The 13,336-nt window shown below is 63.1% G+C and carries 15 protein-coding genes and 1 tRNA gene; 4 read left to right on the top strand and 12 right to left on the bottom strand.

The features are described from left to right. Position 1 precedes the first annotated feature (1 nt). The 12 genes from mmsB to CTR2_RS16435 all read right to left on the bottom strand — a co-directional run bounded on the left by mmsB (position 2) and on the right by CTR2_RS16435 (position 10,741). Entirely contained in the window at positions 2 to 898 is an 897-nt protein-coding gene (mmsB, locus tag CTR2_RS16490) for a 3-hydroxyisobutyrate dehydrogenase (RefSeq protein ID WP_003067480.1), read from the bottom strand. 72 nt (positions 899 to 970) lie between these two features. Next, complete coding sequence (locus tag CTR2_RS16485; protein ID WP_012838776.1) at positions 971 to 1,390, bottom strand: DUF488 domain-containing protein; 420 nt, start codon at positions 1,388 to 1,390, stop codon at positions 971 to 973. 18 nt (positions 1,391 to 1,408) lie between these two features. Next, positions 1,409 to 1,924 (bottom strand): TfoX/Sxy family protein, encoded by a 516-nt coding sequence (locus CTR2_RS16480; RefSeq protein ID WP_087082594.1) that lies wholly within the window; start codon positions 1,922 to 1,924, stop codon positions 1,409 to 1,411. Positions 1,925 to 1,955: 31 nt separating this feature from the next. Next, positions 1,956 to 3,122: an acyl-CoA dehydrogenase family protein gene (locus tag CTR2_RS16475; protein WP_046460209.1), complete on the bottom strand. Its 1,167-nt coding sequence runs from the start codon at positions 3,120 to 3,122 to the stop codon at positions 1,956 to 1,958. A 54-nt stretch (positions 3,123 to 3,176) separates the two neighbouring features. Further along, positions 3,177 to 3,644, bottom strand: a complete 468-nt coding sequence (locus CTR2_RS16470; RefSeq protein WP_409021396.1) for a lysozyme inhibitor LprI family protein — start codon at positions 3,642 to 3,644, stop codon at positions 3,177 to 3,179. Between the two features lie 20 nt (positions 3,645 to 3,664). Continuing rightward, entirely contained in the window at positions 3,665 to 4,138 is a 474-nt protein-coding gene (locus tag CTR2_RS16465) for a lysozyme inhibitor LprI family protein (protein ID WP_254913287.1), read from the bottom strand. Positions 4,139 to 4,220: 82 nt separating this feature from the next. Next, positions 4,221 to 5,744, bottom strand: coding sequence for a CoA-acylating methylmalonate-semialdehyde dehydrogenase (locus CTR2_RS16460; RefSeq protein ID WP_012838771.1), 1,524 nt, complete (start codon positions 5,742 to 5,744; stop codon positions 4,221 to 4,223). 212 nt (positions 5,745 to 5,956) lie between these two features. Next, positions 5,957 to 6,625: a hypothetical protein gene (locus CTR2_RS16455; RefSeq protein ID WP_087082600.1), complete on the bottom strand. Its 669-nt coding sequence runs from the start codon at positions 6,623 to 6,625 to the stop codon at positions 5,957 to 5,959. A gap of 382 nt (positions 6,626 to 7,007) precedes the next feature. Continuing rightward, entirely contained in the window at positions 7,008 to 7,973 is a 966-nt protein-coding gene (locus CTR2_RS16450) for a Bug family tripartite tricarboxylate transporter substrate binding protein (protein ID WP_409021395.1), read from the bottom strand. Between the two features lie 144 nt (positions 7,974 to 8,117). Continuing rightward, on the bottom strand, positions 8,118 to 8,762 hold the full coding sequence (gene maiA / locus CTR2_RS16445; protein WP_087082602.1) for a maleylacetoacetate isomerase: 645 nt from the start codon (positions 8,760 to 8,762) through the stop codon (positions 8,118 to 8,120). Positions 8,763 to 8,774: 12 nt separating this feature from the next. Further along, positions 8,775 to 9,482, bottom strand: a complete 708-nt coding sequence (locus tag CTR2_RS16440; RefSeq protein WP_087084541.1) for a fumarylacetoacetate hydrolase family protein — start codon at positions 9,480 to 9,482, stop codon at positions 8,775 to 8,777. Positions 9,483 to 9,613: 131 nt separating this feature from the next. Continuing rightward, positions 9,614 to 10,741, bottom strand: coding sequence for a cupin domain-containing protein (locus tag CTR2_RS16435; RefSeq protein ID WP_087082604.1), 1,128 nt, complete (start codon positions 10,739 to 10,741; stop codon positions 9,614 to 9,616). Between the two features lie 272 nt (positions 10,742 to 11,013). Here CTR2_RS16435 and CTR2_RS16430 point away from each other — a divergent pair, with 272 nt between their 5' ends. From CTR2_RS16430 to CTR2_RS16415, 4 genes are all read left to right on the top strand, one after another. Continuing rightward, on the top strand, positions 11,014 to 11,562 hold the full coding sequence (locus CTR2_RS16430) for a MarR family winged helix-turn-helix transcriptional regulator (protein WP_087082607.1): 549 nt from the start codon (positions 11,014 to 11,016) through the stop codon (positions 11,560 to 11,562). A gap of 23 nt (positions 11,563 to 11,585) precedes the next feature. Beyond that, on the top strand, positions 11,586 to 12,488 hold the full coding sequence (locus CTR2_RS16425; RefSeq protein ID WP_087082609.1) for a LysR family transcriptional regulator: 903 nt from the start codon (positions 11,586 to 11,588) through the stop codon (positions 12,486 to 12,488). Positions 12,489 to 12,796: 308 nt separating this feature from the next. Further along, positions 12,797 to 13,117, top strand: a complete 321-nt coding sequence (locus CTR2_RS16420; protein ID WP_003067510.1) for a heavy metal-binding domain-containing protein — start codon at positions 12,797 to 12,799, stop codon at positions 13,115 to 13,117. Positions 13,118 to 13,240: 123 nt separating this feature from the next. After that, positions 13,241 to 13,317: transfer RNA gene (locus CTR2_RS16415), tRNA-Gln, on the top strand. The last annotated feature ends 19 nt before the right edge of the window (positions 13,318 to 13,336 follow it).

Raw genomic sequence — 13,336 nt, 5'->3', positions numbered from 1 at the left:
CTCAGGCCTTTTTCTGCAGCATCTTGATGATGCTGGAAAAGTCTTCGCCGCCATGGCCGGACAGGCTGTGCGCTGCATAGATGGAGCGCGCCATGCCGCCCAGCGGCGTGCTGGCGCGGTTGGCCGTGGCGTTGTCCTGCGCCAGGCCCAGATCCTTGAGCATCAGGTCCGTGCCGAAGCCGCCTGCATAGCCCTTGCTGGCCGGTGCGTTCTCGTGTACGCCGGGGAAGGGGTTGTATTTTTCCAGGGCCCAGTTGCCGCCCGAGCTGCGGCGCATGATTTCGGACAGCACCTTGGGGTCCAGACCGTTGGCCACGCCCAGGGCGATTGCTTCGCTGGTGCCCACCATCAGAATGCCCAGCAGCATGTTGTTGCAGATCTTGGCCGTCTGGCCCGCGCCGACACCGCCAGCGTGGAAGATATTGGCGCCCATTTTTTCCAGCAATGGCTGGGCGCGTGCCAGTTGCGCGTCGCTGCCGCCCACCATGAAGGTCAGCGTGCCGGCAATTGCACCGCCGGTGCCACCCGAGACCGGGGCGTCGATGAAGTCTATGCCCGCTGCTTGGGCCGCCTTGGCCACCTTCTGGCTGGTGGCCGCGGCGATGGTGGAGCTGTCGATGACCAGCGTGCCCTTGGCGATGTGCGCGAGCAGACCGGCCGCGCCGTCGCGGCCCAGGAACAGGCTCTCTACATGCTGGCTGGCGGGCAGCATGGTGATGACGGCTTCGGCGCCTTGCACGGCTTCCTGGGCACTGGAGGCCGCCTGTGCTCCGGCGGCCACGACCTTGGCGATGGCCTCCTGGCTCAGGTCGAAGGCTTTGACACTGTGGCCGGCCTTGGCCAGATTGACGGCCATGGGGGCACCCATATTGCCCAGACCGATGAAAGCGATTTGCATGTCTGTCTCCTTGCTGTTATTGAATTAATAGCGTCTAGCGCTTTATCCATAAGCGATTGATTGGTTTTTCGCTTAATTCTTGAGAATGGCACCCTTGTCGGCGAGCAGGCTGCGCAAGATGCTGCGATGACAATGCGCCTCGTCGTCGCAGTAGCAGCCCAGGGAAAAGGCGGAGCTGTGCGACAAGGCTGCGAGCAGGCCCAGGGTGCGATCGGCGGCGGGCTCGGCCAGCTGCTTGCGAAACTGCTTTTCAAACTGCTTCCAGAGCTTGTCGGCCTGTGCCTCCTGACCGGCCGTGCGCAGCTTGATGGCCTCCAGGGCCTGCTGCATCAGCTCCACCTCGGGCGAGAGCTCGGGATACCAGCAGTCGTAGTAGTTGCGGCTTGCGAACTCGGCCTTGGGCACGCCGCGCGGCGGTCTGCGCACCGTACCTATGCGCAGGCCCTCGTCGGGGGCGCGTTCGCTGCCTAGCTGGACTATGCGTATGGCCATGAGGTCAGTCCTTTGTGCTTATTCGCTGTCGAAAATAGGATGTTTTCTGGGGGCGTCGGCATCAACCGGTTTCGGGGCAGCCCTGGTACGCTTGCGCCCGCTGCTGGTGCCCTGACCGGCAGGGCTTTTTCCATCGCCCGGCTTCTTGCTATCGGTCTCGCTGCTGGCCTTGCTGCCGGTCTTGCGTTTTGGCGTGGCCTTTGCCAGCGGGTTGAAGGCCAGGGCCTCACCTATCCAGTACAGCCATTGATCGCGCCTGGCATAGGCCGTGGGGCCGACGAGAAAGTAGCCGTCCATCAGTCCGCGCGAGGACAGCGGGCGCACTCCAGGCATCTCCGCAATCTGCGCATGACTGGCGGGGGGCAGGCGCACCAGCAACTCGTCGTTTTCCACGCCCAGGCACATCTTGCCGTCGACCATGAACACATGGCAGCCGAACATGGTTTTCTCTTCCACGGCTGTGCAATCCTGCAGCGCATCGCGCACGGCATCTATGAGCTGCAGGGTTTCAGGGGCGATGGGCTTGGCGGGCATGACGATCCTTGCGTTGCGTGATGGCAGCAGCTTAGCGAATGACCTCCGGAGCATCGCCCTCAAGCATGCGCCTGGCAATGATGACGCGCATGATTTCGTTCGTGCCTTCCAGAATCTGGTGCACGCGGGCATCGCGCATCAGGCGCTCCAGCGGGTATTCGCGGATATAGCCATAACCGCCATGCAGCTGCAGGGCCTCGTTGCAGACCATGAAGCCGGCATCGGTGGCAAAGCGCTTGGCCATGGCGCAGTAGGTCGAGGCATCGCGCGCACCGGCATCCAGCTTGGAGGCCGCCAGACGCACCATCTGCCGCGCCGCGACCAGCTCGGTCGCCATGTCGGCGAGCTTGAACTGCAAGGCCTGAAAGCTGGCAATGGCCTTGCCGAACTGCTTGCGCTCCTGCATGTAGCTTTGTGCCTGGGTCAGTGCCCCCTGGGCCGCGCCCACCGAGCAGGTGGCGATATTGATGCGCCCGCCGTCCAGTCCCTTCATGGCGATCTTGAAGCCTTCGCCCTCGCGGCCCAGCAGGTTGTGCGCGGGAATGCGCACATTGTCGAAGCTGATGACGCGCGTGGGCTGGCTGTTCCAGCCCATCTTCTCTTCCTTTTTGCCATAGCTCACGCCGGCCGCATCGGCAGGCACGGCAAAGGCCGAGATGCCCGAAGCCCCGGAGCCGGCGTCGCCGGTTCTTGCCATCAGCACCAGCACATCGGTGCTGCCCGCGCCGCTGATGAAGGCTTTGCTGCCGTTGACGATGTACTCGTTGCCGACCAGTTCGGCCCGGGTCTTGAGCGAGGCCGCATCCGAGCCTGCGCCGGGCTCGGTCAGGCAGTAGCTGGCCAGCTTGCTGCCGCTGGTGAGCTGCTCGCCCCATTCGGCGCGCACGGCATCGGTAGCCCAGGTGCCCAGCATCCAGGTCGCCATATTGTGGATGGTGATGAAGGCCGTGGTCGATGGATCGACGGCCGCCATTTCTTCGAATACCAGCGTTGCATCAAGTCGTGGCAGGGCCAGGCCGCCAATGCTTTCCGGAGCATAGAGGCCGCAGAAGCCCAGCTCGCCGGCCTTGGCAATCGCCTCGCGCGGAAAGATGTGCTCGCGGTCCCACTCGGCCGCATGCGGAGCCAGCTCGGCTTGCGCAAAAGCACGGGCGGTATCGGCAAAAGCGCGTTGATCTTCGCTGAGTTCAAAGTCCATTTCATGTCTCCTTTTTTGTTCTATTCGTCTTCTGGCCCCTGACGGCTTTGCCGATCAGTCCGGCGGCCCCTGGTGCAGCCAGCGCTTGAGCACCGCATCGCGGGCCGTGATCTGCTGCACCAGACAGCGGTGGTAGCGGCTGGGCCAGTCGGGCTGCGCTTCAAAGGCCTTGGTGGCCTGCTTGCACTGGGTAATGCGCTGGCGGCTCCATTCGCCTTGCTCCTTGCGCAGGGCGGGGCGCTCATGGGCCGATAGCGCGCGCATCACATCGCCGTAGAGAATCTGGTGGTCGGTGTCGGCTTGTTGGAAATCCTTGATGGCGCAGGCATTGGTCTGGGCCGTGGTGCCGCCAGGCACGCAGTCGGCTCCGGCCTGGGCCAGTGCGTGCTGGCTCAAGCTTGCTGCAATAAAAAGAGCAGCAAGCGATTTGGTGTCAATGGTCGCAGGCCGCAGTTGCCTGAATTTCTGAATGCGGATCGTCATGCCCGCATCATCGCAGCCCGGGCTGGTCTGCTGGCGCAAGTGATATGGGTTTGCCCGGTTCATGGCTGCTTTTCACCCTGTGCGTTCTTTGCCAGCGGATACCACTGGTTCTTGAAGGCCTTGACCCGGCCCAGGGCCATGCCGATGCGGCAAGCAGCCATGTCTTCTGCCTCATGGACATAGCCATTGGGCTGGCAGCGCCGGTCGCGCTCCTGGGTCCAGTCGTCCTGTTCGGTTTGCAGGGCCTGGGCGTTGGCCTGCGGCAGCTGGCGCTGCAGGTATAGGTAAAGTACCTGCATGCCCCGTTCCAGGACCTGGGCCTGTTGCTCAAGGCAGGCAAGAGACAGTGGCTGATCTGAAGGGCAGTGCAATGGGGCCGGCTCGCTGTCCTGGGCCGATGCCGCAGGCAGATGGGCAATCAGCAGGCTGCCGGCAGCCAGGGCGCACAGACGGGCCAGCCGCCGTGCTGGGCGGTGAGACGTGTTTGCGGCTCGGCGCAGTGGTGAGGAGCGTGACAATTCTTGAGCGTACATGCCTGCCATCATCGGCAAAGCCGCACAGCGCAGCCCGGGCCTGGCAAGAGGCAGGGCTGCACTGTCGGGTTTCATGGCCGGCTTACTTCAGGCTGATGGTGGTGTTCACGCCGTGGCTGGTCGTGCTGTCGTCGAACCAGCGCGCCGTGATGGTCTTGGTCTGGGTGTAGAACATGACCACCTGCTTGCCGTAGGGGCCCAGGTCGCCCAGCTTGGAGGCACGGCTGCCCGTGAACGAGAACAGCGGCACGGGCACGGGGATGGGCACATTGATGCCGACCTGGCCCACATCGATCTCTTCCTGGAACTTGCGCGCGGCCGCACCCGATTGGGTGAAGATGGCCGTGCCGTTGCCATTGGGGTTGGCGTTGATGAACTCGATGGCCTGATCGATGTCCTCGGCAGCGACCAGACACAGCACGGGGCCGAAGATTTCCTGCTCGTAGATGCTCATGCCGGGCTTGACGCCGCTGAAGATGGTGGGGCCGACAAAATTGCCCTTGGCATAGGCGGCCACCTCGGGTTTGCGACCATCCAGCTCCAGCGTGGCGCCATCGGCCAGGCCCCGTTCGATCAGGCCTTCGACACGCGACAGGGCCGCACAGCTCACCAGGGGGCCGACATCGGTGCCGGGCTCGGTGCCGCCATTGACCTTGAGGGTCTTGGACTTGGCCACCAGATCTGGAATCCAGTTGCGGGCTTCTCCCACCAGAACGGCCACGGAAACCGCCATGCAACGCTGGCCGGCCGCACCGAAGGCGGCGCCCAGCAGGGCATTGAGCGACTGCTCCTTGTTGGCGTCGGGCATGACGATGGCGTGATTCTTGGCGCCCATCATGCATTGCACGCGCTTGCCGTTGAGGCTGGCCCGGTTGTAGACATGGGTGCCGACCTTGGTCGAGCCCACGAAGCTGATGGCCTTGATGTCGGGGTGGTCGCAGATGGCGTTGACCACGTCCTCGCCGCCGTGGATGACGTTGAGCACGCCAGGGGGCACGCCAGCTTCCAGTGCCAGCTCGGCCAGACGCATGGTGACGATGGGGTCCTGCTCGGAGGGCTTGAGGATGAAGGTATTGCCCGTGGCGATCGCCATGGGGAACATCCACAGCGGAATCATGGCTGGGAAGTTGAAGGGCGTGATGCCTGCACACACGCCCAGCGGCTGGTTCAGCGTATAGGTATCGACACCGTTGGCCACATTGTTGGCCAGCTCGCCCAGCTGCAGATTGCCGATGCTGGCCGCGTGCTCCACGACTTCCAGGCCGCGGAAGACATCGCCCTCGGCGTCGGGCAGGGTCTTGCCCTGTTCGGCCGTCAGCAGGGCGGCCAGCTCCTTCATGTTTTCGCGGATCAGCTGCTGCAGCTTCAGAAAGATGCGGGCGCGTGCGCCGATGGGGGTCTTCTTCCAGGTCTTGAACGCCTGCTTGGCATTGGCCACGGCGGCGTTGACCTCGTCGGGCGTGGCGAACGGTACGCGCGCCAGCACTTCCTGCGTCGCGGGGTTGACCACATCGCGCCATTGGGTGGTTTTGGATTCGACCATCTGCCCGTTGATGAGCAGCTTGACCGTGGGCGCCAGAACCTTGGCGGAAGTCGGTGCGTTCATGAGGTGTCTCCGTTGGTGAATTCGTTCCTCATGGTATGTGTGCGGATTTGCTGTAGCAATAGCAAACACTGCACATAGGGTGTGCAAATGTGCACAAGTGGATGCTATGTCTGCCGGCGCTTTGGAGCTTGTCGTGCAGGCATGGCTGCAGTACCTGCGGCGGCAAAATGCAAAAGGGCCCACTGGGGCCCTTTTGCCGTTCTCAGGTGCTCTTAGAGCTCGCTGAACATCTCGTCAAAGGCTTCGCTCGCGAAGTCGTTGCGCCAGGCCTTGTCCTTGTCCTTGGGCACCATGCCCAGGGAGAGTACGCCCTCGTAGGTGTAGCTGGCGGGGGCTGAGTATGCAGCTTGCAGCTTCTTGAGTTCGCCCTGCACCTGATCCAGGCTGAGCTTGTTGCGCACCATGCGTTGAATGCCCTCGGCCCAGGTCTCGGGGGTCTTGACCAGTTGGCAGCTGAACTTCACCTCGGTATTGAGCACGCCATGCTTGTCGAGCTTGGGCTTGGTGGCCGAGACGGTCTTGCACTGCGATTGCTGGCGCGCCTTTTGCACCGTGCTCATCAGGCTTTCCACGGGCGCACGCAGGGCGTTGCGCTGCGCCTCGGGGAACAGGGGCAGGGCCACGTCGGTGACTTCACGCGGGAAGTCCTTGTCGGCTTGCTTGAGTTCGGCGGCGTTGGCGTAGTCCGCGCTGCGGCCCGATCGCAGGCGGTCCGGGCGCAGATAGTCATTGAGCTGGCTGATAGCCTGCTCGTCGTGATTGACCAGGGTGCGGATGTACAGCTCGGCAGCAGCAATGGGCGAAGGCGGCTCGGCCGCCTGCGAAGCTGCGGCCAGGGGCAGCAGCAAAAAAGCGATGGCAGTCTTGATGGAATTGTTCATCTTTTTATAACGATTTAAAGGGGCTGAATCACGTGGAGTCACGTGAAAACAGCATGGAGGCCCTGGCAGGCAGGCGGCGCTGCGGCTTGGGCGGGAAGCTGCCGAACAGCCCTGACGCTTGTCAGCGGGGGCTCATGGCATACGGGCGCTCTAGAGATGGGATGGAAGTCCGGAGAAACGCCTCGCAATAAGTGTAACCCCGGGTTGAGGTCGTTTTCTGCACGCCTTTGGAGCTCTGCTGTCTAGGTGCGGCCTTCTTGATCTGGAGCGAGGCGGGTCGTCGCGTCAATGAAAAAAGCCCCGTGCAGGCTGTGCTGACGGGGCTTTGCCGACTGTGGGCGTATGTCTGTGCCGTGATCTATTTGATGGCCTCAGGCGGCTCTCAATCCAAGCTGATCTGGGCTTTCTCAATCAGCAGCTTGTATTGCTCGGACTTCTTCTTGGCAAATTGCTGCATCTCGGGCACGGTGAAGCTCATGGACTGGAAGGCGAAGGTGGAGAACTTCTCTTTGACCTGCGGGTCCTGGAGCACGGCCACCACATCGCTGCGGATCTTGTCGCGCAAGGCGGCATCCACGCCCTTGGGGCTGAGCAGGGAGACAAAGGAGTTCACATCCAGCTCGGCGGGGCCGCCGGCTTCGGCGACCGTGGGCACGTCGGGCATTTGCGCAATGCGCTTGGGTGCGGCCACAGCCAGATAGCGGATCTTGCCGCTTTTGTAGATGCCCTGGCTGGAGGGCAGGCTGGCAAAGCTCCAGGTCGGGTCGCCGTTGGCGACCGAGGTGAACAGTTGGCTGACCTCGCGGTATGGCACATGGGTCATCTTGCTGCCCGTCAGATAGTCCAGCCATTCGCCGCCCAGATGGCCGGGGCTGCCCACGCCCCAGGAGCCATAGCTGATCTTGCCGGGCTCGGCCTTGGCGGACTTGATCAGATCGCCCATGTTCTTCCACGGTGAATTCGTGGGCACGGCCACAAAGAACGGAGTCAGGAACAGCGGGGCCACGGGGTCGAAGTGGCTCAGCGTGTTGAAGTTCTTGTTCTTGTAGAGATAGGGCAGGGCCGAGATATGTTCGCTGTCCAGTTGCAGCAGGGTATAGCCATCGGGCTTGGCGCGGCGCGCGTACTCGATGGCGACAAAGCCGCCGCCACCGGGGCGGTTGTCCACGGTCACGCCCTGTTTCCAGCGCTGGGCCAGCTTTTCGCCCACGATGCGCAGCACGGCATCGGGGCCGCTGCCCACGGCAAAGGCCGTGACCACGGTCACGGGGCGGTTGGGATAGCTGGAGGCATCACCCTGGGCCAGCGCCTGGCCGGCTGCGACCAGCAGCGCCGCTGCGGAAATTATTGTTTTGATAGCTGTTTGCGTAGGTGTGGATTGGGTTTTGTGCTGATGTTGCTCGTATTTCACAGTTTGTCTCCGGTGGGTGTTTTTAGGGACTGCAGAGCGTTGCTGGGCAGCCGCGTTTGGGCGCGGCTGCACGGGAAGGGTCTATTGCGGGGCGTCGGGCTGGGCCAGAGGCGCTGCCTGGGCAAAGGCGGGCAGGGCGCTGCAAGCCGCATCGACGGCACTGATCAGCGGCCAGCGGGCCAGATCCACGCCAAAGCGGCGTGCGCTCTCGACCTGCGGAATCAGATAGACGTCGGCCAGGCCGGGGGCCTTGCCGAAGCAGAAGCTGCCGCGTGTGTCGTCCTGTGCCAGCAAGGCTTCGATGGCGTCAAAGCCGGCCGTGATCCAGGTGGCGCACCAGGCGTTGATGGCGGCCTCGTCGGCACCGAGCTGCTGGCGCAGGGTCTGCAGGATGCGGCGGTTGTTGATGGGGTGCACATCACAGCCCACGATGGCCGCCAGGGCGCGCACATGGGCGCGTGCCTCGGGACCGGCAGGCAGCAGCGCGGGCTCGGGGTAGCGCTCTTCCAGCCATTCGATGATGGCCGGCGACTGGATCAGCGTCTCGCCGCTGTCCAGCGTCAGCGCGGGCACCAGACCTTGCGGGTTGATGCGCTTGAACGGTGCTTCGGCCTGTTCGTCCACACGCAGATCGACAGGGAGGTAGTCGGGCGTGAGGCCCTTGAGATTGAGGGCGATGCGCAGGCGGTGCGAGGTGCCACTGCGAAAAAAGCTGTAGAGCTTCATGGTCTGCGCGCCTTACTCGGGCTGGCCCACGTTCAGGGCAATCTCACCCACGCCTTCCACGCGGCCTGTGATCCGGTCGCCGGGCAGCACGGCACCCACGCCTTCGGGCGTACCGGTGTAGATCAGATCGCCGGCTTGCAGGTGATAGAACAGCGACAGGTCGGCAATGATTTCGCGGATATTCCAGATCAGCTTGTTCACATCGGACTGCTGTTTGACCTGACCGTTGACGCTCAGCTCGATCAGTCCGGACTCGATCACCTTGCCGGCCATGGGCACGACTTCGCTGGCCACGGAGGACTGCTCCACATCCTTGCCCAGATCCCAGGGACGTCCCTTGTCGCGTGCCACCAGTTGCAGATCGCGGCGCGTCATGTCGAGGCCGCAGGCATAGCCATAGATGTACTCATGGGCTTGGTCGGCAGGAATGCGAAATCCCGGCTTGCCGATGACCACGACCAGCTCCATCTCGAAGTGGTAGTTGCTGGTCTCGGGGGGATAGGTCACGGTGGCGCCCGATTCGGTCAGGGTCTGCGGGGCCTTGGTGAAATAGAAGGGGCGCTCGACGCTTTTGTCCACGGGACGGCCCATCTCCACCGCGTGGGCATGGTAGTTGCGGCCCACAAAGAACAGGCGGTTGACGGGCAGGCGCTGCTCGCTGCCGCGCACGGGCAGGGATTGCACGGGGGATGGTGCCCAGAGATAGTTGGCTTGGGTCATGTGTGATTCCTGATGGGTATCGGTGACTAGGTGCTTGAAAAAGACGCGTTCCATGTGTGAGACAGCCGGCAAGGGCCTGGGCGGCCCCGCAGCAAAGGCTGTCTCCCCTTGAGGGGAAGACGCGAAGCGGCTCAGGGGGTATCCACCCGGTACGCGTGGACGGCCTCGAAAATCGGCGTATCGGCAAAACGGAACAGATCCAGCTGCGCCTGGTCGGCATCGCATTGCGCGCTGAACAGCTGCCAGGAGGGCACGACAAACATGTCGCCGCGCCGCACCTGCCATTGGCGCTCGCCCACGGTCACCGTTCCCTGGCCGTCAAAGACCTGGAAGACGGCAGAGCCCACTTCGCGCTTTGGCCGGGTGCTGGCGCCGCAAGCCACGCGGTGCATTTCGCAGCGTATGGTGGGCAGCACGTCGCGGCCATTGCTGGGGTTGGTGTAGCGCACGGCGGCATGGCCGGGGCTGACGGTGGCGGCATGGCCTTCGGCTTCAAGCGCCAGTTGCTCGCTCAGCGCGCGGTCGGTATCCACCCAGCGGTAGGCCAGCAAAGGCGTGCTCGGACTGCTCTGCAGATGCGCCACAGGGCTCAGTCCAGGGTGGCCCCAGAGGCGCTCGGAGCGCGAGAACTCGGGCGTGGCACGCTCCTCGGGGTCCAGATGCAGGCGGCCATGCTCGAAGAACTGGGACTCGGTGTAGTAGGCAAACGGAATATCCAGCCCGTCTATCCAGGCCATGGGCTGGGTGGCCGCATTGTGGTGGGCGTGCCAGTTCCAGCCGCCCTGGGGCAGAAAGTCGCCGCGCGACATGCGGATCGAGTCGCCGTTGACCACGGTCCACACGCCTTCGCCTTCGACCACAAAGCGGAAGGCATGCTGAGTGTGGCGGTGCTCGGGCGCATCTTCGCCGGGCATCAGGTACTGGATGGCGGCCCACAGCGTGGGCGTGGCAAACGGGCGGCCGCCCAGCGCCGGATTGGCCAGGGCAATCGCGCGGCGCTCGCCGCCCCGGCCAACGGGGACGATGCGACCGGCTTCGTCCGCCAGCTTGAGCAGATTGTCCCAGCGCCACAGATGGGCGGCGGCCTGGCTTTTTGGGTGAGCAGGCATCAGGCCGCCAATTTCCGTCCACAGCGGCACCAGCATTTCCTGCTCGAAACCTCGGTACAGCTGCGCAAGCGCTGCTGTTGGCTCGGGTTGGCCGGGGGCGTCGCGGGCCGTGAGCTTGACCGGTGAGGGCTGGGCTTGCGCAAGGCTCATGGTTTGTCTCTTTCTTTGGGATCTGCTTGGCAGTGCGTTGCAGCCTGGTCTGGCGGCTTGCGGCCTGGAATGGGGTCAAAGAGAGGCTGTGAATCAAATAAACAGCACACTGATGATTAGCATAATGTTGATCTGCGTCAGCGATGATTGGGTTAAACCCGGTAGCAGGCTTGGCTCGAATCGGGGCGGCAGTCGTGCGAATATCGGGGTCTTTCAGTCATGGCCCTTCAACTGCCGTACGGCAGGGCGGCCCGGCTTCGGCCACCCAAGACATGCAATACCAACCCGCAGAACTAGAAAACTATCCCGGCTATCACATCCGCAGGCTGCAGCAGATCGCAGTAGCCGTGTTCATGGAAGAGACCGAGGAATTCGGCGTGACGCCCGTGCAATACGCGGCCCTGTCGGCCGTGCTGCGTCAGCCGGGCATCGACCAGCGCACACTGGCACGCAATATCGGCTTCGACACATCCACCATAGGCAGCGTGATCGACCGCCTGGAAGCACGCGGCCTGATGGCGCGCAACGCCAGCCCTGCGGACCGACGCGTGCGTTTGCTGAGTCTGACCGAAGAGGGGCGCAGCTTGCTGGTGGCCGCCGAGCCTTCGGTGCTGCGCGCTCAGCGCCGCATGCTGGAGCCTCTTCCTGACGACAAACGGGCGCAGTTCATGGAAATGCTGTCGCTGCTGATTCACGAGAACGACGAGTTCGCGCGCGCGCCGAGCGCGGTGGCCCAGCGTAGTGCCGAACGCAAGCGCAGTGCTGCCGTCAAGGCGGTCAAGGGCCTCACGGGCAAGGTGCAGGGCAGCGTGAACGACTGAACCACGGATCGCAAGGAAAGACATTGGACTGGGACCATCTGCGTTTTTTTGGCGAACTGGCGCGCAGCGGCAGCATGGCGGCGGCTGCGCGGCGCATGGGAGTCGAGCACACCACGGTGTCGCGGCGCATTCAAGCGCTGGAAAAGCAGCTCGGTGCCGTACTGTTTGCGCGTGAAGGCGGCCAGTGGCGGCTGACCGAAGCCGGGCGGCAGTTGCAGGAAGTGACCAACACCATGCAAAGCGCGGTCGACGGGCTGGAGCGGGGCCCTCTGGCGCATGCAGCAACCGCCGAAGGGCTGGCCGGTCTGGTGCGGGTGGGGGCCACCGAAGGCTTTGGCACGCAGATGCTGGCCTCCGAGCTCGCCAGGCTCACGTTGCGCTATCCGCTGCTCAGCGTGGACCTGCTGGCGCTGCCGCGCATGCTGCATTTGTCCAGCCGCGAGGCCGATATCGTCATCTCGTTGGAGCGGCCCAAGCGCGGCTCTGTCGTCGTCACCAAGCTGACCGACTACCGGCTCTATCTGTACGGCCAGCGTGAATATCTGGCGCGCAAGCCATTGGTGGCCAGAACCGAGGATCTGCGCCACCACAGCTTTGTGCACTATGTGGACGATCTGCTGTTCACGCGCGAGCTGCAACTGCTGGATACCTTGCACCGGCCCGAACGTTTTGCGCTGCGCAGTACCAGCATCACCGCGCAATATGAGGCCGTGCGCGCCGGCGCCGGTCTTGCCGTGCTGCCCGCATTTGTGGCCGACAGGGACCCGATACTGAGCCGTGTATTGCCTGAGCAGGCCTGTTTTACCCGCACCTTCTGGATGAGCATGCCTGTGGAGTCGCGACAGATTCCGCGCATAGCCACGACCTGGAGCTTTCTGCGCGATGCCGTGCAAGGCATGCAGAAGCTGCTGTTGCCGGATGCATGATTTTTGATGGCGTCTTGCTCTTCATGGGGGGCGATCTGACTTCTGCTTTGGCCCTGCATCTTGCGCAGCATGGAGGCTGATCCGCCCTGCCAGACCAGTTGGGAGCTAGTCATGAAAAGCTCTGAGCGCCAATGGATGCCGCCGCCATCGCCTTGATAACAGCGCAGATTGCACGCATATACTGGTCCGACCGGATGACTCGGAGCCTGCGGCAAGGTTTGGCCTATATCTGCCTCTGCCGCGCGTAGTGCTATGACCAGAGCGTATGGCTGCCAGTCTCCTTGCGCTGATTTTCAAGAAAGCAAAGCATGATCGTCACAACCACTCCCTCCATCGAAGGCAAACGCATCACCCGTTATTGCGGCGTGGTGGCGGGCGAGGCCATTCTGGGCGCCAATGTGTTCAAGGACTTCTTTGCCGGAATTCGCGACATCGTGGGTGGACGTTCTGGAACCTACGAACGCGAGCTGCAAAAAGCGCGTGAAATTGCCCTCAAGGAACTGGAGCAACGCGCTGCCGAGGCGGGAGCCAATGCGGTGGTCGGCGTGGACCTTGATTTCGAGGTGCTGGGGCAGGGCAATGGCATGCTCATGGTGTCGGCCAGCGGCACGGCTGTCGTTGTGGAATAGGCAGCCAACGACTGAGCTGGCTTGACGCCAGGAAGGCTGCTGACCTATTCCATGTGCAATTGCACATTTTTAGACTACTTCGAAATTTATAGCGAAAAGTCGTTGTAGAATTCGTTTCATCGTAGGGGAGTCGCCAAGCTGGTTAAGGCACTGGATTTTGATTCCAGCATGCGAAGGTTCGAATCCTTCCTCCCCTGCCAAAAAATCAAAACCCTGCTC

It is taken from the genome of Comamonas thiooxydans (genome assembly GCF_002157685.2).
Lineage (GTDB): Bacteria > Pseudomonadota > Gammaproteobacteria > Burkholderiales > Burkholderiaceae_C > Comamonas > Comamonas testosteroni_H.
Note: the sequence above shows the minus strand (reverse complement) of the source record. Positions and strands in the feature narration are given on the sequence as shown.

Bases quoted from the DNA above. Each gene is read 5' to 3' on its own strand.
- CTR2_RS16420 (WP_003067510.1), top strand. From the start codon at position 12,797: ATGATCGTCACAACCACTCCCTCCATCGAAGGCAAACGCATCACCCGT.
- CTR2_RS16480 (WP_087082594.1), bottom strand. From the start codon at position 1,924: ATGCCCGCCAAGCCCATCGCCCCTGAAACCCTGCAGCTCATAGATGCC.
- CTR2_RS16465 (WP_254913287.1), bottom strand. From the start codon at position 4,138: ATGTACGCTCAAGAATTGTCACGCTCCTCACCACTGCGCCGAGCCGCA.
- CTR2_RS16455 (WP_087082600.1), bottom strand. From the start codon at position 6,625: ATGAACAATTCCATCAAGACTGCCATCGCTTTTTTGCTGCTGCCCCTG.
- CTR2_RS16440 (WP_087084541.1), bottom strand. From the start codon at position 9,482: ATGACCCAAGCCAACTATCTCTGGGCACCATCCCCCGTGCAATCCCTG.
- CTR2_RS16430 (WP_087082607.1), top strand. From the start codon at position 11,014: ATGCAATACCAACCCGCAGAACTAGAAAACTATCCCGGCTATCACATC.
- maiA (WP_087082602.1), bottom strand. From the start codon at position 8,762: ATGAAGCTCTACAGCTTTTTTCGCAGTGGCACCTCGCACCGCCTGCGC.
- CTR2_RS16485 (WP_012838776.1), bottom strand. From the start codon at position 1,390: ATGGCCATACGCATAGTCCAGCTAGGCAGCGAACGCGCCCCCGACGAG.
- CTR2_RS16475 (WP_046460209.1), bottom strand. From the start codon at position 3,122: ATGGACTTTGAACTCAGCGAAGATCAACGCGCTTTTGCCGATACCGCC.
- CTR2_RS16435 (WP_087082604.1), bottom strand. From the start codon at position 10,741: ATGAGCCTTGCGCAAGCCCAGCCCTCACCGGTCAAGCTCACGGCCCGC.
- mmsB (WP_003067480.1), bottom strand. From the start codon at position 898: ATGCAAATCGCTTTCATCGGTCTGGGCAATATGGGTGCCCCCATGGCC.
- CTR2_RS16460 (WP_012838771.1), bottom strand. From the start codon at position 5,744: ATGAACGCACCGACTTCCGCCAAGGTTCTGGCGCCCACGGTCAAGCTG.